The sequence below is a fragment of the Streptomyces sp. MB09-01 genome, assembly GCF_033794505.1.
Lineage (GTDB): Bacteria > Actinomycetota > Actinomycetes > Streptomycetales > Streptomycetaceae > Streptomyces.
On sequence record NZ_JARAYQ010000001.1, the window covers coordinates 18177 to 37181 of the forward strand.

Annotated in this window: 14 protein-coding genes; 6 read left to right on the top strand and 8 right to left on the bottom strand. The window is 70.8% G+C overall.

Annotated features, from left to right (window positions below):
- Positions 1 to 28 precede the first annotated feature (28 nt).
- The gene (locus PV721_RS00070; protein ID WP_319720648.1) at positions 29 to 1522 is read left to right on the top strand and encodes a M28 family metallopeptidase; all 1494 of its coding nucleotides are present in this window, start codon (positions 29 to 31) and stop codon (positions 1520 to 1522) included.
- A gap of 83 nt (positions 1523 to 1605) precedes the next feature.
- Here the strand turns inward: PV721_RS00070 and PV721_RS00075 are convergent, their stop codons facing one another.
- Both PV721_RS00075 and PV721_RS00080 read right to left on the bottom strand, forming a co-directional pair.
- Positions 1606 to 4929, bottom strand: coding sequence for a S8 family serine peptidase (locus tag PV721_RS00075; protein WP_319720649.1), 3324 nt, complete (start codon positions 4927 to 4929; stop codon positions 1606 to 1608).
- 273 nt (positions 4930 to 5202) lie between these two features.
- Positions 5203 to 5763: a CGNR zinc finger domain-containing protein gene (locus tag PV721_RS00080; RefSeq protein ID WP_319720650.1), complete on the bottom strand. Its 561-nt coding sequence runs from the start codon at positions 5761 to 5763 to the stop codon at positions 5203 to 5205.
- A gap of 131 nt (positions 5764 to 5894) precedes the next feature.
- Between PV721_RS00080 and PV721_RS00085 the strand changes: the two genes are divergently transcribed.
- Positions 5895 to 6353 carry a VOC family protein gene (locus PV721_RS00085; protein WP_319720651.1) on the top strand — a complete coding sequence of 153 codons (459 nt, stop codon included), beginning with the start codon at positions 5895 to 5897 and terminating at the stop codon, positions 6351 to 6353.
- Positions 6353 to 7246 (top strand): pyridoxamine 5'-phosphate oxidase family protein, encoded by an 894-nt coding sequence (locus PV721_RS00090; protein ID WP_319720652.1) that lies wholly within the window; start codon positions 6353 to 6355, stop codon positions 7244 to 7246. The genes PV721_RS00085 and PV721_RS00090 overlap by 1 nt, the downstream gene beginning before the upstream one ends.
- Here the strand turns inward: PV721_RS00090 and PV721_RS00095 are convergent.
- Entirely contained in the window at positions 7222 to 8184 is a 963-nt protein-coding gene (locus PV721_RS00095; RefSeq protein WP_319720653.1) for a hypothetical protein, read from the bottom strand. The genes PV721_RS00090 and PV721_RS00095 overlap by 25 nt on opposite strands.
- A 222-nt stretch (positions 8185 to 8406) precedes the next feature.
- Complete coding sequence (gene pepN / locus PV721_RS00100) at positions 8407 to 10962, bottom strand: aminopeptidase N (protein ID WP_319720654.1); 2556 nt, start codon at positions 10960 to 10962, stop codon at positions 8407 to 8409.
- Between the two features lie 139 nt (positions 10963 to 11101).
- Here pepN and PV721_RS00105 point away from each other — a divergent pair, with 139 nt between their 5' ends.
- Positions 11102 to 11746 (top strand): DsbA family protein, encoded by a 645-nt coding sequence (locus PV721_RS00105; RefSeq protein ID WP_319720655.1) that lies wholly within the window; start codon positions 11102 to 11104, stop codon positions 11744 to 11746.
- Positions 11747 to 11874: 128 nt separating this feature from the next.
- On the opposite strand, the gene PV721_RS00110 is transcribed toward PV721_RS00105, so the two are convergent.
- Positions 11875 to 12531, bottom strand: coding sequence for a superoxide dismutase (locus PV721_RS00110; RefSeq protein WP_030384709.1), 657 nt, complete (start codon positions 12529 to 12531; stop codon positions 11875 to 11877).
- A gap of 160 nt (positions 12532 to 12691) precedes the next feature.
- Complete coding sequence (locus PV721_RS00115) at positions 12692 to 14092, bottom strand: amino acid permease (RefSeq protein WP_319720656.1); 1401 nt, start codon at positions 14090 to 14092, stop codon at positions 12692 to 12694.
- A 180-nt stretch (positions 14093 to 14272) separates the two neighbouring features.
- Here PV721_RS00115 and PV721_RS00120 point away from each other — a divergent pair, with 180 nt between their 5' ends.
- Positions 14273 to 15055, top strand: a complete 783-nt coding sequence (locus PV721_RS00120) for an SDR family oxidoreductase (RefSeq protein ID WP_319720726.1) — start codon at positions 14273 to 14275, stop codon at positions 15053 to 15055.
- A 64-nt stretch (positions 15056 to 15119) separates the two neighbouring features.
- Here PV721_RS00120 and PV721_RS00125 read toward each other — a convergent pair whose 3' ends face one another.
- Positions 15120 to 16517: an amino acid permease gene (locus tag PV721_RS00125; RefSeq protein WP_319720657.1), complete on the bottom strand. Its 1398-nt coding sequence runs from the start codon at positions 16515 to 16517 to the stop codon at positions 15120 to 15122.
- 286 nt (positions 16518 to 16803) lie between these two features.
- Between PV721_RS00125 and PV721_RS00130 the strand changes: the two genes are divergently transcribed.
- Positions 16804 to 17388, top strand: coding sequence for a biotin transporter BioY (locus tag PV721_RS00130; protein ID WP_319720658.1), 585 nt, complete (start codon positions 16804 to 16806; stop codon positions 17386 to 17388).
- Between the two features lie 97 nt (positions 17389 to 17485).
- Here PV721_RS00130 and PV721_RS00135 read toward each other — a convergent pair whose 3' ends face one another.
- The gene (locus tag PV721_RS00135) at positions 17486 to 18919 is read right to left on the bottom strand and encodes an amino acid permease (protein WP_319720659.1); all 1434 of its coding nucleotides are present in this window, start codon (positions 18917 to 18919) and stop codon (positions 17486 to 17488) included.
- Positions 18920 to 19005 lie beyond the last annotated feature (86 nt).

The following is a 19005-nucleotide window of genomic DNA, read 5'->3' on the forward strand; positions in this document are numbered from 1 at the left end:
ACGAACATCCGACTCGGGGAGATCCACCGTGCGCGTCATCCGCCACCGCCGCCGGTCCATACCGGCGCTCGCCGCCCTCGCGGCCGCCGCCGTCGCCGCACCCGTCCTGCTGACCGCCGCTCCGGCGGCCGCCCACCCGCGGGAGGGCCGGCTCGCCAAGGAGCTGGTGGAGGAGGTCACCGTCCGCGGCGCCCACCGCCACCTGGCGAAGTTCCAGCAGATCGCCGACGCCAACGGCGGCAACCGCGCCGCCGGTACGCCCGGCCACGCGGCCTCCGCCGCCTACGTGCACGACACGCTGAAGAAGGCCGGTTACCAGGTCTCGTACCAGGACTTCGACATCTACGAGGCGCACACGAAGACGGAGAAGGCCTTCGTCTTCGGCGGCGCCGAGGGCGCCGGGGGCCGCGAGCTGGCCACCGCCGCCTTCACCTTCACCAGGTCCACCCCTGCCGGCGGCCTCGCCGCCCCGCTCGCCCTCGCACGGGTCGACGAGACCCCCGGCTGCACGGCGGACGACTACCGGGCCGGCGCCTTCACCGGGAAGATCGCCCTGGTCAAGCGGGGTGCCTGCACCTTCGTGGAGAAGCAGCGGGCGGCCGCCGCGGCCGGCGCCCTCGGCATCATCGTCTACAACCACAGCGGCACCACCCCGGTGCGCGGCGGGTTCTCCTCGCCCGACGAGGGGATCATCCCGAGCGCCGGCATCACGCTGGCCGACGGCGAGGCGCTGACCGCGGCAGCGGACCGGGGCGAGGTGACCGTACGCCTGGACCTGGACCAGGAGCAGGTGAAGAAGACCACCCGCAACGTGATCGCCGAGACCAGGGGCGGCCGTTCCGACCGGGTGGTGACCGTCGGCGCGCACCTGGACTCGGTCCCCGAGGGCCCGGGCATCAACGACAACGGCTCAGGCTCGGCCGGTCTGCTGGAGGTGGCGCTGGAGCTGGCCGGCGAGGGCGCCAACAAGAAGGGCAGGGGGCCCGCCAACAAGGTCCGCTTCGCCTGGTGGTCGGCGGAGGAGCTGGGCCTGCTGGGCTCGGAGCACTACGTCGCGCAGCTGTCCGAGAAGCAGAAGAAGGACATCGCGCTCTACCTGAACTTCGACATGATCGCCTCGCCGAACCCGGTCCAGTTCGTCTACGACGGCGACGACTCCGACAAGACGGGCGCGGGCGCCGGCCCGGCGGGCTCGGCGCAGATCGAGGCGCTGATCAACGGCTTCCTCGACAAGAAGGGCAAGCCGCACGAGGGCAGCGACTTCGACGGCCGCTCCGACTACGGCCCCTTCATCGCGAACGGCATCCCGGCCGGCGGCACCTTCACCGGCGCCGAGGGCATCAAGACCGCCGAGCAGGCCGAGCGCCACGGCGGCACCGCGGGCGCCCCGTACGACCCGAACTACCACGGGGCGGGCGACAACCTGAAGAACCTGGACCTCAAGGCCTTCGACACCAACCTGGACGTGATCGCGCACGCGGTCGGCACCTACGCCGAGTCGCTGCGCTCGCTGGGCACGTAGGCCCGCGGCGCGGCCGGGGGAAACGGGCGGGGGCGGTGCTCGTACGAGCACCGCCCCCGCTGTCGTCGCAGGTTCCTACCGGGTTACGGGAGGACCTTCTCGATCTGCACGCTGCCGGTGCCGGCGGCGGTGCCGCGGGCGTTGAGCAGCTGGACCTGGCCGAAGAACTGACGGCCCTCGGGGGCCGCGCTGTTGACCAGGACGTTCGCCGAGACGGACGCCGTGGCGCCGTTGGCGAGGTTCACCGCGGCGGCCTCGTCGACCTGGACGGAGCCCAGGGCGGCCGAGAAGAACACGTCGCGGTAGTCGTACGTGGTGGTGCCGGCCGGGATCGCGTAGCCGATGACCTTGATGCTGTAGGTGCCGGCGCCCGGGTTGACCAGGCTCACGGCCTCCTCGGAGTCGCCGTCGGCGGAGGAGCCGACCTTGACGCCGTCCTTGTAGACCTCGAGGTCGAGGTCCGCACCGGTGTCGGAGACCTTGCCGATGGCGACGTCGAGGCGGGAGACGCCCTCGCCGATCGTGACCTCGGAGGTCTGGGTCTCACCGTTCGCGATGGTCGGCTTGGCGACCTTCGCGGAGCCGAGCGGTCCGCCCTTGAGCTTGCCGCCGGAGATGGCCGCGGCGTCGTTCTTGACGGTCCACTGGACCGGCGCCGGGGTGCCCTGCTTGACCTCGGGCAGGACCTTGACCGCGGGGTCGAAGCCCGCGCCGAGGACGGAGACGTCCAGCTTGAACGGGTTGTCGAGCAGCGGCGACGTACGGCGCGACTCGACCTCGATCTCCCAGACGCCCGGCTGCGGGTCGGCGTACGAACGCAGGTCGGGGCGGCAGGTGTTGGCCGGGTTGTCGTAGTTCGGGTAGCACTGGGTGGTCGCGCTGTCCTCGACGCCCACACCGTACGGGTGGATCGAGATGAAGCGCGTCTGGCTGCCCGGCTGGAGACCGCCGAGGGCGACCTCCAGCGTCTTCGCGCCCTGCGGCACGGTGACGAAGTACGACTTGTGGCTGTTGCGCTGCACGGAGGAGGTGTCCGACAGCGTGTACGCCGGCGCGGTCAGCGGGCCGGCCGCGACGACGGTCGTCAGGATCTGCTTGTCGATGCCCTCGGTGGTCTCGTCGTCCAGCTGCAGGATGCCGCTGTGGACGCCGCCCGACGTGGCCTTGGCCTCGACCTTGATGGTGACGGGCTTGTTCAGCGGCAGCGTGACGTAGTCGTAGCCGCCGATGACCTTGAAGGTGCCGTCGTTGTTGCGCCAGCTCAGGTTGTGCCGGGTGCCGTACTTCACGCCCGTGGTGCGGGTGACGACGACGTCGTAGACCTTCTTCTGGCCGACCTTGAGGCCGCCCTCGCGGTCGTAGAGGCCGGTGCCGAAGCCCGGGGTCTTCAGGAACTGGTCGATCGCGGTGTCGACCGGCGCCTTGACGGTGAACTCGTTGGCCTTCGCGTCGCGCTGGATGGACTCCCACGCGCCGGGGACGTTGATCAGGCCGGAGCCCTGGGCGTGCGCCGGGACGTCGTCGATCTTCTTCGCGGTGCTGGTGAGCGCCACGCGCAGGCTCGCCGGGGTCAGCTTGATGTTCTGCTGCTTGGCGGCCGAGATCAGCAGGGCGCTGGCGCCCGCCGCCTGCGGCGAGGACATCGAGGTGCCCTGGAGCATGCCGTAACCGGCCGGCAGGGTGTAGCCGGCCTCCTTCACGGGCGCGCCGGGCAGCCAGGTCTGGATGGTGTTGATGGCCGCGCCGGGGGCGGTGATGGTCGGCGTGAAGCCGCCGTCCTCACGCGGACCGCGCGAGGAGAAGGGGAACATGTTGTACTTCTTGGCCACGCCGGAGCCGTAGTTGGCCGCCCAGGTCTCCTTGGAGACCGCGGCGCCCACGGAGATGACCTTGTCCGCGAGACCGGGGTCGCCGATGGTGTTGACACCGGGGCCCTCGTTGCCCGCCGAGATGACGAGCTGGACACCGTAGGTGTCGATGAGGTTCTTGTAGAGCTCGGAGCGGGCGTTGTTGCCGTCGTTCAGCGCCGGCAGACCGCCGATGGACATGTTGACGATGTCCACGCCGCGGTTGACGACCAGGTCGATCATGCCCTCGGTCAGCGCGATGTTGGTGCAGCCGCCGGACCAGGAGCAGGCGCGCGAGGAGACGAGCTTCGCGCCGGGCGCCTCGCCGTTCATCTTGCCGCCGAAGAGGCTGTTGGCGGCGGTGATGCCGGCGACGTGCGTGCCGTGCTCGGACTCGATGATGCCGACGTTGACGAAGTCGGCCTTCTTGCCGACCCAGTCACCGCCCAGCGGGTCCATCGGGACGTCCTTGCGGATCTCGATCACGAACGGGATGCGCTCGGCGACGTCGGTCGCCGGGTTGTCCGTGCCGAAGTAGCCGATCTGGTAGCCGTCCTTGTACGGCTTCATCGGCTCGTTGTTCGTGAAGTCGCCGTCCTGGTCGGTGTCGACGCGGACGGTGCCGGCGGCGACGTCGTAGAGCAGGCCGAACCGGTCGGTGGTGTCCCCGTCCCGGTTGACGTCGCCCTTCATGTCGCCGTTGGCGGTGATCGACTCGCTGAAGCGGCTCCACTGGAAGTTGCCCTCGGGCGCCTTCCAGCTCTGGCCGCCCGCGGTGAAGGTGCCGCCGGCAGAGGTGACCGGGGTGATCTGGGCGCGCCAGGTGGCGTCGCCGTCGGTGATCGGGTCGGTGGCCGTCACCCAGTCGACGATCTTGCGCTCGCCGGTGGTGGTCTTCTGCAGGGCCGGGTGGCCGAGGTCGACGCCCGAGTCCATGATGCCGATGGTCACGCCGCGGCCGTCGGCCTGCGGGTTGTTCTTGACGAAATCGACCGCGCCCGTCTCGAAGGACGGGTTGTACGGGTTCTTCGCCGGGGTGTTCTTGTCCGGCGCCGGGTACGTCTCGGCGGCGGTCTTCTTGACCGCGCCCGACTCGCCCTTGGCGTCGGGACGGGGGTCCGGCAGCTGGATCTCGTGCCGCAGGTCGATTCCGTGCACCGAGGACAGCTTGGCAGCCGCCTTCAGCGCGGCCTCCGCCTTGCCGGTGGGCAGGGTGGCGCGCACGTAACCGAGGTTGTCGTACGTCTGGCCCACCGAGGCGCCCTGTACGGCGTCGAGCTGTTCGGCCACCTGCTTGGTCTGGCCGGGGGCGGTCGCGACCATGACGGTGACGTTCGCGTCACCCTTGGCCTTGGCCTCCTGGAGCAGCTCGGCGTCGGCCGAACCGAGCTTCTGGTCGGCGGACTTGACCGCCGGGGTGGTGCCCGGGTTGTCCGCGGCGGTCGCCGCGAACACGGGCCCGGCGCCGGTGGCCGCGAGGGCGGCGACCAGGCCGGCCGCGGCCGCGACGCGTGCGACGCGTCTGGCCCCGGGTATGGAGCTGGGGGATTCGAGGGTCATCAGCATCCCTGGTAAGTGAAAGATACGGTCCGGATTTCGGTGCCGGATGACCGGTCAGCTTTCCTCACGCGACAGCTCTTTGGGGAGAGTTGTCATTGACCGAGACCTGCCATGGCGGACTCTCGCCACTGCGGAGTATGCGCCAGCGCGGCCGTACCGGGGCACAGTGGTGCGAACCTCAGGGGCTGGTGAGTTGATTTATCGACTTGGCGGCCATGTGGCAGTCCCGGAGCGCGGTCGCGCCCCGGTCCGGGTGTGACAGATTTCGCCCGCTCAGCGCTCGCGCGTGCGCGCGTAGTGGCGCGAGGCCTTCGCCCGGTTTCCGCAGGCGGCCATCGAGCACCAGCGACGGGTGCCGTTGCGCGAGGTGTCGTGGAAGTGCAGGACGCAGGTCTCGGATGCGCACTTGCGGATCCGGTCGGGTGCGCCGACGAGCAGTTCCAGGTAGTCCCGGGCCGCCGTCCAGGCCGGACCCCAGGTCGGGTCGTCGAACTCGGCGCGCTCGCCGGGGCCTTCGGCGGTCAGGGTGGCGCGGATCCGGCCGTGGTCCAGTACGGCGTCGACCAGCGTGCAGGCGCTCTCGTCGGCCGGGTCCGCGACCGCGCGGGCCAGCGCCTCGCGCGCGGTCAGCAGGTGGACGAGGGTGGCGGCGTCGGCGCGGAAGCGGCCGGCCAGGCCGGTGCTCTCCAGCCAGACCGCGAGCCCCTGCACCCGGGTCAGCCCGGCCGCTCCGGCGAAGAGGTCCTGCGGCTCGCCGTCGATCATCCAGCGGGTGTTGAGCAGGTCGAGCGCGACCGGCTCCCCGGTCAGGGGTCGTGGGTCCGCCGCCGTCATGTCCGTCTCGTCTCCTGGGCAGGTCGCTAACCCCTCAAGAGTACGTGAGCGGTTGACGCCTTCGACTCTAACCTCTAATCTCGATTTAGAAGGTTAGAACTCCGCATGCCGCCCTCGGGGAAGGACCCGTCATGACGACCGCCATCAGCAGGCTCCGCACCGGACACGTAGGCCTCAACGTCACCGATCTGGACCGTTCGCTCGCCTTCTACCGGGACGTGCTCGACTTCCAGGTGCTGGGCGAGGGCAAGGAACAGGACCGTCGCTTCGCCTTCCTCGGCCAGGACGGCGAGCTCGTCCTCACCCTGTGGCAGCAGGCCGACGGGGCGTACGCCCCGGCCGCGGCCGGACTGCACCACCTGGCGCTCTCCGCCGGTGCGATCGGGGAGGTGAGGGAGTACGAGGCGCGGCTGCGCGACCTGGGCGTCGAGTTCGCGTACGAGGGGGTCGTCGCCCACGGCGAGGGGGCGGCGTCCGGCGGCATCTTCTTCCACGACCCCGACGGGACCCGCCTGGAGATCTCCGTACCGGCCGGGGCCGAGGGCGCACCCGCCCCCGTGGAATCCGCACCGACCTGCGGCTTCTTCTGATGTCCGGGGCGCCGGCCTACCACTGGGGCGCGCGGGCCGTGCAGGAGCGGGTCGGTGTGCGCGAGCTCGCCGAACACGTCGGCCGCTCGATCGGCGCGGGAGTCCGGGACGTCGCCGCGGCCTTCCTCGGGCTCCAGCCGCACCTCGTCGTCGGCGCGGCCGACGCCTCGGGGCGGATGTGGGCCTCCCTGCTCACCGGTCCGCCGGGTTTCGTGCGGGCCACCGGGCCGGACCGGATCACGGTCGCCGGCGGACTGCCCGCGGGCGATCCGCTCGCCGACGCGCTGGCCACGGACGGGACCCGGGTCGGCACCATCGCGCTCGACCCGCGCACCCGGCGCCGGATGAGGCTGAACGGGACCCTGGAGACGACCGGTCGCGGATTCGCCGTCCGGGCCGAGCAGGTCTTCGCCAACTGCCCCAAGTACCTGCAGAAACGGCAGCCCTTGGAGCTCGCCGCGCAAGGAGCCGGTGTCCTGGGGCGCGGGCCCGCGCTCACCCCCGGCCAGGAACGGGCCGTCCGCGCCGCCGACACCTTCTTCGTCGCCACCACCGCGGAGACGGACGGAGTCGACGCGAGCCACCGCGGCGGGCTGCCCGGCTTCGTCGAGGTCCTCTCGCCCACCGAGCTGGCCTGGCCGGACTACGCGGGCAACGCCATGTTCCTGACCCTGGGGAACCTGACGGCCGACCCGAGGGCGGGGCTGCTCTTCCCGGACTGGGAGAGCGGGGCGGTCCTCCAGCTGAGCGGCCGGGCCGAGACGGAGTTCGGGGCCGACGGGAGCCGCCGCACCCGCTTCCGGGTGGAGTCGGTGGTGGAGAGCCTGCATCCGGGGCGGCTGCTCTGGAGCACCCCGGAGTACTCGCCTCACCTGGGGAGCACCACCAGATAGGCGGCGGGCTCGCGGTCGCCGGACGCCGTCAGGGCGGTCCGGACGACCGCGGCCTGCTGCTCGGGCCAGTCGCGGAGCTTGCGCGGGGTGATGTGGATGACGGTCACCCCGAGCCGCTCCAGCGTCTCCCGCTTGCGGACGGACTCCGACCACTCCTCGTCCTCGCCCTGGCGCGGGGCGCGCGTGTCGATCTCCAGCGCCACGGACTGCTCGGGCCAGAACGCGTCCACTCCGCCGAGGTGCGGGCCGCCGGGCAGCCGCAGGTCCACGTTCCACACGGGCTCGGGCAGCTCGTAACCCCGTACGAGGTGGTACAGCCGGTCCTCGGCGATGGCGCGCCCCTCGGCGAGGAGCGACTCGACCGCGTCGACCACGTGCGGCCGGTTCAGCACCCGGGCCACCGTCAGCTCCCGTACGACGGCGGCCGGTTCGCAGTGCCCGCCGCGGACGGCCTCGCTGAGCAGGCGGCGTACGGTGCCGGCGTCGGAGAGCTGGGCGACGGCGTCGGCGAGGGCCCGCGCGACGGGCGCGACCGGCAGGCCGGTCACCTCCTGGGAGCGGGGCGGGGTGTGCGCCCGCACGATCCGCACGTCCCCGGTGGACCGCAGCCGCCGGGTCCCGGGCACCAGTACGTCGATGTGCGAGAGGGCGAGCAGTGCGGGCGCGGAGGCGAACCGGTACAGGGCCAGCGCCGCCAGCCCGGTGATCATGGCCTCGCCCGCCCCGCGCCGCCCCGCGTACAGCAGGGCGGCGTGCAGCCGCTCCTCGCTGGTCGCGGGCCCGGAGTGGAGCAGGAACACCCCCGGCAGGATCTGCTGCCAGGGCCGCTCGGCGGCGTCGGAGGCGGTGACGCCGTGCTCGCGCAGCTGGGCGAGGGTGAGCACGCGGGGGCGGCTACCGGTGAGGTGGGCGAGGGGGAGGGGTGCGTTGTGGTTCATGACGCGGTGATTCCCTCAGGCCATGGCCTTGCTAACCCCTGTTACACGCCCGTCGACAAATCCGGACAAGCTGGGGCTAAAGTACGGGCGTTCGACTGCCGATGGGGTGCGCCGTCGCAGCCCGGGGGCTCCGCCCCAGACCCATCTCAAACGCCGGCGGGGCTGAATCTTCCAGCCCGTCCGGCGTGTGAGGACCGGGTCCGGGCGGAGCCCGGTCTCAGATCAGCCCGCCGTCGCGTCGCACCGCTGCGCGGCAAGGGCCCGAGCCAGGTCGTCGCGGGACTCCAGCACCAGGCGGCGCAGGGCCGGAGCCGCACCGGCGTGCGCGGCGAGCCACGCGTCGGTGGCCTCCAGCGTGGCCTCGTCGCTCTGCAGCGACGGGAACAGGCCCTTCACCACATCCATCGCGATCTGGATCGACCGGTCCGCCCACACCCGCTCGATCACCTCGAAGTAGCGCCCCGCGTAAGGCGCCAGCAGGCCCCGCTGCGAGGACTGCTGCATGCCGGCGATCGTCGCCTCCACCAGCGCGTTGGACAGCGCGTCCGATTCGACGACCGCCGCCCACGCCTGGTCCTTCACGGCCTCCGACGGCCGCGCCGCCAGGCACCGCACCTGGTGCCGCTTGCCCGACGCCGTGTCGTCCCGCGCCAGTTCGGCGGTGAGCACGGCCTCGTCCACCGCCCCGTGCGCGGCCAGCGGCAGCAGGAAGTCCCAGCGCAGCTCCTGGTCCACGTCCAGCCCGTCGATCCGCGCGGAGCCCTCCAGCAGCCCCAGCAGCAGCTGGAAGTCGCCCTCCGTCGCCGCGCTCGCCGCGAAGAAGCGGGCCCAGGTCAGCTGGTGCTCCGACCCCGGCGCCGCCAGCCGCAGTTCGTGCAGCGCGCCCGCCGCGAGGTCCCGGCCGCCCTGCTCGCGCCAGTCCGGTGCCGCGTAGTGGGTGACCGAGCTCAGGGCCTGCGCGTGCAGCATCTGCAGGACGCCGACGTCCGTCTCCCGGCCCGCGTGCGCCAGGACCAGCGAGACGAAGTCGCGCGCCGGCATCAGGCCGTCCCGCGTCAGGTTCCACAGCGCCGACCAGCTCAGGGCCCGGGCGAGGGGGTCCGTCAGGTCGCCCAGGTGGGCTCGCAGCGTGGCCAGCGAGCCCTCGTCGAAGCGGATCTTGCAGTAGGTGAGGTCCTCGTCGTTGACCAGGACCAGGTCGGGCCGCTCGGCGCCCGCCAGCTCCGCGACCACGGTGCGCGCGCCCGACACGTCCGCTCCGGCCCGCGCGTAACGGACCAGGGTCCCGTCGGACTCCAGCCGGTAGAGGCCCACCGCGACCCGGTGCGGCCGCAGCTCCTCGCCCTCCTGGACGACCGCCAGCTCCGTGACGCGCCCGCTGGCGTCGTACGTCACCGCCGGGGTGAGCACGTTCACGCCGGCCGTCTGCAGCCAGGCCCGCGACCACTCGGCCATGTCCCGCCCGGAGACCTCCGCGAGCACCGACAGCAGGTCGTCCAGGGTGGTGTTCCCGTACGCGTTGGCCTTGAAGTAGCGCCGCGCGCCCTCCAGGAACGCCTCCCGGCCCACGTACGCCACGAGCTGCTTCAGCACCGCCGCGCCCTTGGCGTAGGTGATGCCGTCGAAGTTCAGCTTCGCGTCCTCCAGGTCACGGATGTCGGCCGTGATCGGGTGCGTGGACGGCAGCTGGTCGGCGCGGTAGGCCCACGCCTTGCGGTTGTTGGCGAAGGTGACCCACGCCTGGTCGAAGCGGGTGGCCTCGACGAGCCCGAAGGAGCCCATGAAGTCCGCGAAGGACTCCTTCAGCCACAGGTCGTCCCACCACTTCATGGTGACGAGGTCGCCGAACCACATGTGCGCCATCTCGTGGAGGATGACGTTCGCGCGCCGCTCGTACGAGGCCTGCGTGACCTTGCCGCGGAAGATGTACTCCTCCCGGAAGGTCACCATCCCCGGGTTCTCCATCGCGCCCAGGTTGTACTCCGGCACGAAGGCCTGGTCGTACTTCCCGAAGGGGTACGGGTAGTCGAAGATCTCGTGGAAGAGGTCGAAGCCCTGCTTGGTGACCAGGAAGACGTCGTCCGCGTCGAAGTGCTTCGCCAGGCCCTTGCGGCACATCGCGCCCAGCGGGATGGTCAGGTCCCCGCGCGTGTAGGTGTCCGTGACGTAGTGGTAGGGGCCCGCCACCACGCACGTGATGTACGTGGAGATCGGCCGGGTCTCGGCGAACCGCCAGACCCCGCCCTCGCGCGACTCCTCCGCGCCGTTGCTCCACACCTGCCAGCCCTCGGGGGCGGTCACCTCGAAGCGGTACGGCGCCTTCAGGTCCGGCTGCTCGAAGTTCGCGTACACCCGCCGCGCATCGGCCGGCTCGTACTGGGTGTAGAGGTAGACCTCGCCGTCCTCCGGGTCCACGAAGCGGTGCAGGCCCTCGCCGGTCCGGCTGTACGCGCAGTTCGCGTCGACCACCAGGACGTTCTCGGCGTCCAGGCCGTCCAGGGTGATCCGTGCGCCGTCGAAGACGGCGGCCACGTCCAGCGCCCGCCCGTTCAGGGTCACGGCGTTCACCGAGGGGGCGATCAGGTCCGCGAAGGTGGAGCCGCCGGTGCCCGCGGCCCGGAAGCGGATCGTCGTCACCGAACGGAAGGTCCGGGGGCCCTCGGCCGGTTCGGCCTCGTCCACCGCGGACCTGATGTCGAGGACCACCTCGTACCCGTCGACGGACAGCAGTTCGGCCCGCTCGCGGGCCTCGTCGCGGGACAGATTCTCACCGGGCACGTGCACTCCTTCGTGCGTGATCGCGTTCTTGAGTCGAATCCTCGCACGAGGGGAATGCGTGCGACGGCGTACTGGTTGGCCACGGAGAACATGCGCCAGTGATGCCCTTTTTTCGACTGAGACGAGACCGAGGAGAGACATGACCGAGACCCAGGTGCGCGAGAAGACCCCGGTCGATTTCTGGTTCGACCCGCTCTGCCCTTGGGCCTGGATGACGTCCCGTTGGATGGTCGAGGTCGAGAAGGTCCGCGACGTCGAGGTCCGCTGGCACGTGATGAGCCTCGCCGTCCTGAACGAGAACAAGCTCGACGAGCTGCCCGAGACCTACCGCGAGCTGCTCGGCCCCAAGGGCTGGGCTCCGGTCCGCGTGGTCATAGCGGCCCAGCAGAAGCACGGTGAGGAGATCACCGGCAAGCTCTACACCGCGCTCGGCACCCGCATCCACAACGACGAGAAGGGCCCGACCCGCGAGGTGATCGCCGAGGCGCTGGCCGAGGTCGGCCTGCCGGCCGAGCTGCTCGCGTACGCCGACTCGAACGAGTACGACGAGGTGCTGCGGGCCTCCCACAACGACGGCATCGACCGCGTGGGCCAGGAGGTCGGCACTCCGGTGATCTCGGTTCCGGGCGCCGAGGGCGACGTCGCCTTCTTCGGCCCGGTCGTGACCCCGACCCCGCGCGGCGACGCCGCGGCCCGGCTGTGGGACGGCACCCTGCTCGTCGCCTCCACGCCCGGCTTCTACGAGATCAAGCGGACCCGTACGAAGGGCCCGTCCTTCGAGTAGTCCGTCGGTCCGGACCGTTGCACACAGAAGACCCCCGCGAGTCACGTCCTCGCGGGGGTCTTCTGCTGGACACGCCCGCCGGTGAAGGTTGAGAAGACGATCACGAGGCGGACGGGCTTGTGCTGCGATCAGCCCTTGGCGGGGATCAGCAGCGGGGTGTTCGCCTTGGCGTCGGCGTAGCGCCTGGACACGTCCTGCCAGTTGACGACGTTCCACATCGCCTCGATGAAGTCCACCTTCTGGTTCTTGTACTGCAGGTAGAAGGCGTGCTCCCAGGCGTCGAAGACCAGGATCGGGGTGCTGGCCACGCCCACGTTGCCCTGGTGGTCGTAGACCTGCTCGACGACCAGACGGCCGCTGACGGGCTCGTACGCGAGCACGCCCCAGCCGGAGCCCTGGGTGGCGGAGGAGGCGAAGGTCAGCTGCTTCTTGAACTTCGCGAAGGAGCCGAAGGACTCGGTGATCGCGTCGGCCAGGTCGCCCAGGCCGTCCGCGGCGGTGGGCTCGCCGCCGCCCTCACCGGTCTTCGGGCTGGCCATGTTGTGCCAGTAGATGCTGTGCAGGATGTGGCCGGAGAGGTGGAACGCGAGGTTCTTCTCGAGGCCGTTGAGGGCGCCCCAGTTCTCCTTGTCGCGCGCCTCTGCCAGCTGCTCCAGCGTGTTGTTGGCGCCCGTGACGTAGGCCGCGTGGTGCTTGTCGTGGTGCAGCTCGATGATCTGCGGGTTGATCACCGGCTCCAGCGCCGCGTAGTCGTAGGGAAGTTCAGGAAGCGTGTAGATGGCCATGCGTGTTATCCGGTCCCCTCAGCGTGCCAACTGCTTATTGCAATCAATGCGCAACTGCACGCTAGCAGTATCTATTCCGACTCACACGTAAGGGTCGCCTCTGTGGAACGCAGGCGGGCCCCGTGCGCACGCACGGGGCCCGCCTGCGGTGGAGCGTGGGTCAGCGCGCGGCCGCCGCGCGGCGCTGCACGAGGTATCCGGTCACCGCGAGGGCGACGGTCAGTCCGCCGGTGAAGACCACCTGGACCCGGGTGTCCTCGCCCAGTGCCATCAGCACCAGGACCCCAGCCACCCCGGCCAGCGCCACCCAGGTGAGGTGGGGGAAGCCCCACATCTTCACGACGAGCTTCTCGGGGGCCTCCCGCTCCAGCCGCCGGCGCAGCATCAACTGGGAGACGGCGATGAAGCCCCAGACGACGAGGATGACCCCGCCGACCATGTTGAGCAGCCAGGCGAACAGGGTGTCCGGGTACCAGTAGGACAGCAGCACGGTGACGAAGCCGAAGCCGCAGGAGGCGAGCACCGCCCGGCGCGGCACCCCGCCGGAGACCTTGCCCAGCCCCTCGGGGCCCTGGCCGCGGGAGACGAGGGAGTAGGCCATGCGCGAGGAGCCGTAGATGTTGGCGTTCATCGCGGACATCAGGGCGATCAGGATGACCACGTTCATGATCTCGCCGGCGGCCGGGATGCCCAGGTGGTCCAGGGTGGCGGCGTACGGGCCGTCCGCCGTGACCGCCGGGTCGTTCCACGGCAGCAGGGTGACGATGACCAGCATGGAGCCGACGTAGACGATCGCGATCCGCCACATGGTGGTCCGCACGGCCTTGGCCACGCCCGCGACGGGGTTCTCGGACTCGGCGGCCGCGATGGTCACCGTCTCCAGCCCGCCGTACGCGACGACCGAGGCCAGCAGTCCGACCAGCAGCCCGTCCACCCCGTGGGGCAGCAGGCCGCCGTCGTGGAGCAGGTTGGCGGTACCGGGGGAGGCGGTGCCGGGCAGCAGGCCGAGGACGGCCAGGACGCCCAGGCCCAGGAAGAGTGCGATCGCGCCGATCTTGAGGGCGGCGAACCAGAACTCGAACTCGCCGAAGTTCGAGACGGCGGCCAGGTTGGAGCCGCAGAACACCGCCATGAAGACCAGCACCCACATCCAGGAGGGAGTGCCCGGGAACCAGCCCGTCATGATGTGCGCCGCGCCGATGCCCTCGATGGCCACGCCCACGCAGAGCAGCGTCCAGAACATCCAGCCGGCGGTGAATCCCGCCCAGGGGCCGATCGCCCGCTCCGCGTGGACCGAGAAGGATCCGGAGGCGGGGTTGGCGGCGGACATCTCGCCGAGCATCCGCATCACGAACATCACGAGCAGCCCGGACGCGGCGTACGCGAGCACGATCGAGGGGCCCGCGGCGGCGATGCCGGCGCCGGAGCCCACGAAGAGCCCGGCGCCGATGACCCCGCCGAGGGCGATCATCGAGAGGTGGCGCTGCTTGAGCCCGTTGCCGAGCGGGGAGCCGGCGCCGGTCTGCGGCGGTTCGAGGGGTGTCAGGGTGCTCTGGCTCATTGGGGTGTGCCTGTCCGGTGTGCGGGGGGACGTGATGAGGTGCCCCAGTCTCACCTCTGTCCGATCTTCGGATGGTTGATGTCCGATATGCGGACGGCCGGATGACCGGCCGTGATCATCCCCGTACGCTGCCGACAGGACGCGGTGACACGACGACAGGGGGACCCGGTGGACGAACGCATGGACCACGGCATACGGGAACTGGCAGCCACGGGCCGGGGGGTGCTCGTCACCGGGGCCTCGCGGGGCATCGGTCGGGCCATCGCCACGGCCTTCGCCGAGCGGGGCGACCGGGTGGCGGTGCACTGCACGGTCCGGCAGGCGGACGCCGAGCGGACCCTCGCGGAACTGCCGGGCGGAGGCCACGTCCTCGTCAGCGGCGACCTCACCGACCCGGCCCGGGTGGAAGCCGTCGCGGCCGAGACCGAGGAGGCGCTCGACGGCATCGACGTCCTCGTGAACAACGCCGCCGTGATGCTCGCGCACCCGCTGGCCACCACCTCGTACGCCGACTGGCAGGAGGCCTGGCGGCAGACGGCCGCCGTGAACCTCTTCGCCCCGGCCAACCTCACCCACTGCGTCGCCCGCCGCATGATCGCCGGTCGGCGGGAGGGCCGCGTCGTCAACATCGGCTCGCGCGGGGCGTTCCGCGGCGAGCCCGACCACCCCGCCTACGGCGCCACCAAGGCGGCCCTGCACGCACTCGGCCAGTCCCTCGCCGTCTCCCTGGCCCCGCACGGCATCGCCGTGGCTTCCGTGGCGCCCGGCTTCGTGGCCACCGAGCGGGTCGCCGCGACGCTGGAAGGGGAGGAGGGCGAGCGGATCCGGTCGCAGAGCCCCTTCGGCCGGGTCGGCACCCCGCAGGAGGTCGCCGCCGCCGTGCTGCACCTGGCCTCGCCCGCCGCGCGCTGGAGCTCGGGCACCGTGCTCGACGTCAACGGAGCCTCGTACCTGCGCACCTGACGCGCGAAGGCCCCCCGCGCCGGGTGCGCGGGGGGCCTTCGGACGGCCTCGGGCCGGTGGCCGGTCAGGACTTCTGGATGCGCCGCTCCCGTACGAAGGCCACCACGAGGACGAGGGCCGCCGCACCCGTGGACCACAGCAGCTGCGGCCGGGCCGAGTCGTCGAACAGCATCAGGACCAGCACCGCCGCCATCCCGATCAGCGCCGCCCAGGTCGCGTACGGGAACAGCCACATCGGCAGGGTCAGCCTCTCCGGCATGTCCCGCTCGATGATCCGGCGCAGCTTCAGCTGGGAGACCGCGATCAGCGCCCACACGAACAGCAGCACCGCGCCGACCGCGTTGAGCATGTAGAGGAAGATCGTGTCCGGCCACAGCAGGTTCAGCACCACCGACACGAAGCCGAAGGCCACCGACGCGAACACCGCGCGCCGCGGCACGCCGCCGCCCGAGACCTTCAGCAGCGACTTCGGCGCCTCGCCGCGCTCGGCCAGCGAGAAGACCATGCGCGAGGAGCCGTACAGGTTCGCGTTGAGCGCCGACAGCAGGGCCACGAACACCACGATGTTCATGATCTGGCCGGCTGCCGGGATACCGATGGAGTCGAGGACGGCGACGTACGGGCTCTGACCCGGCTCCAGCGAGTCCCACGGCAGCAGGGTCACGATGACCACCATCGAGCCGACGTAGAAGAACAGGATGCGCCACACCGCGCTGCGCACCGCGCGGGACACCGACCGGGCCGGGTCGTCGGACTCGGCGGCCGCGATGGTGACGACCTCCAGGCCGCCGAAGGCGAAGATGACGGCGAGCATGCCCGCGACCACGCCGCCGAAGCCCTCGGGGAAGAAGCCGCCCTGACCGGTGAGGTTGGCCGTGCCGACCGGATCCGTGTCCGGGAGCACGCCGAAGATCGCGAGGGTGCCGAGGATCAGGAAGAGCACGATCGCGCCGACCTTGAGGGCGGCGAACCAGAACTCGAACTCGCCGAAGTTCTTCACCGCGGCCAGGTTGCTCACGGTGAAGACCACCATGAACAGCAGCACCCAGACCCACTGGTCGATCGAGGGCACCCAGCCGTTCGCGATCTTCGCCGCGCCGGTGGCCTCCACGGCCAGCACCACGACCAGCAGGAACCAGTACAGCCAGCCCGCCGAGAAGCCGGCCCAGCGGCCGAGCGCCTTCTCCGCGTAGACCGAGAAGGAGCCGGAGGCGGGCATCGCGGCCGACATCTCGCCGAGCGCCCGCATCACGAGCATCGCGAGGACGCCCGCGAGCAGGTAGGAGCAGATGATCGCGGGACCGGCGATGCCGATGCCGGCTCCGGAGCCGACGAAGAGCCCGGCGCCGATCACGCCGCCCAGGCCCAGCATGGTCAGGTGGCGCTGCTTGAGGCTGTGGCTCAGTGGTTCCGCGGGCAGGTCGCCCGTGGGGTGAGGTGCTTCTTCCAGGCGCTCACGCATGAAGGGTGCTCGTGCTCTCGTTCGGGCCCAGCGGCGGTGGGAGCCCCGCGTCAGAATTGGCGGGATCCTACAGTCTGGCTGAGCAGCGGTCATTCGTGCAAAACGGACGTGCTATCTGATGTTCCTCGTGATGAGGATCACTCCGACTCGGGTGTGAAGCATCGGGTTTGTGAAATCCCCACCAAAGCAGGGAGTGCCGCTTTGTCTCGGGCGGCGGTGGGGCAGCGGGAGGGCGCGCACTAGCGTCGGTGATCGTCCTGCCACCCCCACCCCGTGGAGCCTCCCGATGAGCACTGCCTCCGTCTCCCTCCGGCCCGGCGCCGTCCTCGCCGATCTGCTGCCCGCGAGCCGCGTCCGCGACATCGCGCTCGTCGTCGGCGGCGCCGCGCTCACCGGGCTGGCCGCCCAGATCGCCGTTCCCGTTCCAGGCTCCCCGGTTCCCGTCACCGGCCAGACCTTCGCCGCGCTGCTCGTCGGTACCGCGTTCGGTGCCCGCCGCGGCTTCCTCTCGCTGGCGCTGTACGCCCTCGTCGGCATGGCCGGCGTGCCGTGGTTCGCGGGCGGGACCTCCGGCGCGGGCGGTGCTTCCTTCGGCTACGTGCTCGGCATGCTGCTCGCCGCCACCGTCGTCGGCGCCCTCGCCCGGCGCGGCGCCGACCGCTCGGTCCTGCGCATGGCCGGCGCGATGGTGCTGGGCTCGGCCGTGATCTACGCGGTGGGAGTGCCGTACCTGATGGCCGCCACCGGGATGTCCCTCGGTGTCGCCGTCGCGAAGGGCCTGGTCCCGTTCCTGATCGGCGACGCCCTCAAGGCCGCGCTGGCCATGGGCGCCCTGCCGGCCGTCTGGAAGCTGATCGGCCGCCGCGGCTGACCGGACGGTCCCCGGCTGAGCAGTCTGCACAACGTGCCGGAGCCCGGCCCGCCATCACTGGCGGGCCGGGCTCCGGCGTACGTACGGGTCCAAGGGGTCAGCCCTGCAGCGCCCGCTTGCGGCGGAAGTCCAGCACCACGCCGACGAGCACGACCACGCCGGCCACCAGGGTGGACAGGGTGACGACCTCGCGGTTGGCGTCGTCCACGAACATGTAGCCGATCACGAACATGATCAGTGCGGCGGTGGCCCAGGTCAGCCACGGGAAGAGCCACATCTTCACGGTCAGCTTCTCCGGGGCCTCGCGGACGAGGATCCCGCGCATCTTCAGCTGGGTGAAGCAGATCACCAGCCAGACGAAGAGCGCGATGGCACCCGAGGAGTTCAGCAGGAAGTTGAAGACCGTGTCCTTGAAGGCGTAGTTGAAGTAGACGGCGACGAAGCCGAAGACCGTGGAGCCCAGGATCGCGGCCACCGGCACGCCGCGGGAGTTGACCTTGGCGAACGCCTTGGGGGCGTCGCCGCGCTCACCGAGCGAGAAGGCCATGCGGGAGGCGGTGTAGAGGCCCGAGTTCAGGCAGGACAGCACGGCGGTCAGGACGATGACCTCCATGATCGTGCCGGCGTGCGCGATGCCGATCGAGTCCAGGGCGGCGACGTACGAGCCCTTCTCGGTGATCGACTTGTCGTTCCACGGGAGCAGGGTCAGCACGATGAAGATCGAGCCGAGGTAGAAGACGCCGATCCGCCAGATGACGGAGTTGGTGGCCTGGGTGACCGCCTTGCGGGGGTTCTCCGACTCGCCGGCCGCCAGGGTGACGATCTCGCTGCCCATGAAGGAGAAGACGACCATCAGCACGCCGGTGAGGACCGCGCCGTAGCCGTTGGGGAAGAAGCCGCCCGCGTCGGTCAGGTGCGCGAAGCCCGCGCCCGGGTTGTCCGAGCCCGGCAGCAGACCGAAGACGGCCAGCATGCCGACGATCACGAAGGCGCCGATGGCGACGACCTTGATGCCCGCGAACCAGAACTCGAACTCACCGTAGGAGGCGACCGAGCCGAGGTTGGTGACGGTCAGCACCGCCATCACGATCAGCGCCCAGCCCCACTGCGGGACGGCCGGGATCCAGCTCTCCAGGATGGCGGCACCGGCGGTGGCCTCCACGGCGAGCACGACGACCCAGAAGAACCAGTAGAGCCAGCCGATGGAGAAGCCGGCCCAGCGGCCGAGCGCCCGGTCGGCGTAGGCGGAGAAGGAGCCCGAGTTCGGGCTGGCGGCGGCCATCTCGCCCAGCATCCGCATCACGAAGACGACCATCGCGCCGACCAGCGCGTAGGAGATCAGGATGGCGGGACCGGCCTTGGCGATACCGCCACCGGAGCCGACGAAGAGGCCGGCGCCGATGACGCCGCCGATGGCGATCATGGACAGGTGGCGGTTCTTGAGACCGGCCTTCAGACCATCGGAGGGCTGTCCCTCACCGGGGTTACCGGTGGGGTTGCCTTCTTTCTGGAGGGTCGTCGTGGAGCTCATGGACGGATCCTTAGGTTCTCGGGTTGCGAGCCCCGGCATTCAAACCTGAGAAGAACGCAGGACGGAAGACCTCAATCCGGATCGTT

Coding starts and splice junctions, on each gene's coding strand:
- PV721_RS00110 (WP_030384709.1), bottom strand. CDS start 12,531: ATGGCCATCTACACGCTTCCTGAACTTCCCTACGACTACGCGGCGCTG.
- PV721_RS00120 (WP_319720726.1), top strand. CDS start 14,273: ATGGACCACGGCATACGGGAACTGGCAGCCACGGGCCGGGGGGTGCTC.
- PV721_RS00105 (WP_319720655.1), top strand. CDS start 11,102: ATGACCGAGACCCAGGTGCGCGAGAAGACCCCGGTCGATTTCTGGTTC.
- PV721_RS00090 (WP_319720652.1), top strand. CDS start 6,353: ATGTCCGGGGCGCCGGCCTACCACTGGGGCGCGCGGGCCGTGCAGGAG.
- PV721_RS00135 (WP_319720659.1), bottom strand. CDS start 18,919: ATGAGCTCCACGACGACCCTCCAGAAAGAAGGCAACCCCACCGGTAAC.
- PV721_RS00085 (WP_319720651.1), top strand. CDS start 5,895: ATGACGACCGCCATCAGCAGGCTCCGCACCGGACACGTAGGCCTCAAC.
- PV721_RS00115 (WP_319720656.1), bottom strand. CDS start 14,092: ATGAGCCAGAGCACCCTGACACCCCTCGAACCGCCGCAGACCGGCGCC.
- PV721_RS00075 (WP_319720649.1), bottom strand. CDS start 4,929: ATGACCCTCGAATCCCCCAGCTCCATACCCGGGGCCAGACGCGTCGCA.
- PV721_RS00095 (WP_319720653.1), bottom strand. CDS start 8,184: ATGAACCACAACGCACCCCTCCCCCTCGCCCACCTCACCGGTAGCCGC.
- PV721_RS00080 (WP_319720650.1), bottom strand. CDS start 5,763: ATGACGGCGGCGGACCCACGACCCCTGACCGGGGAGCCGGTCGCGCTC.
- PV721_RS00125 (WP_319720657.1), bottom strand. CDS start 16,517: ATGCGTGAGCGCCTGGAAGAAGCACCTCACCCCACGGGCGACCTGCCC.
- PV721_RS00130 (WP_319720658.1), top strand. CDS start 16,804: ATGAGCACTGCCTCCGTCTCCCTCCGGCCCGGCGCCGTCCTCGCCGAT.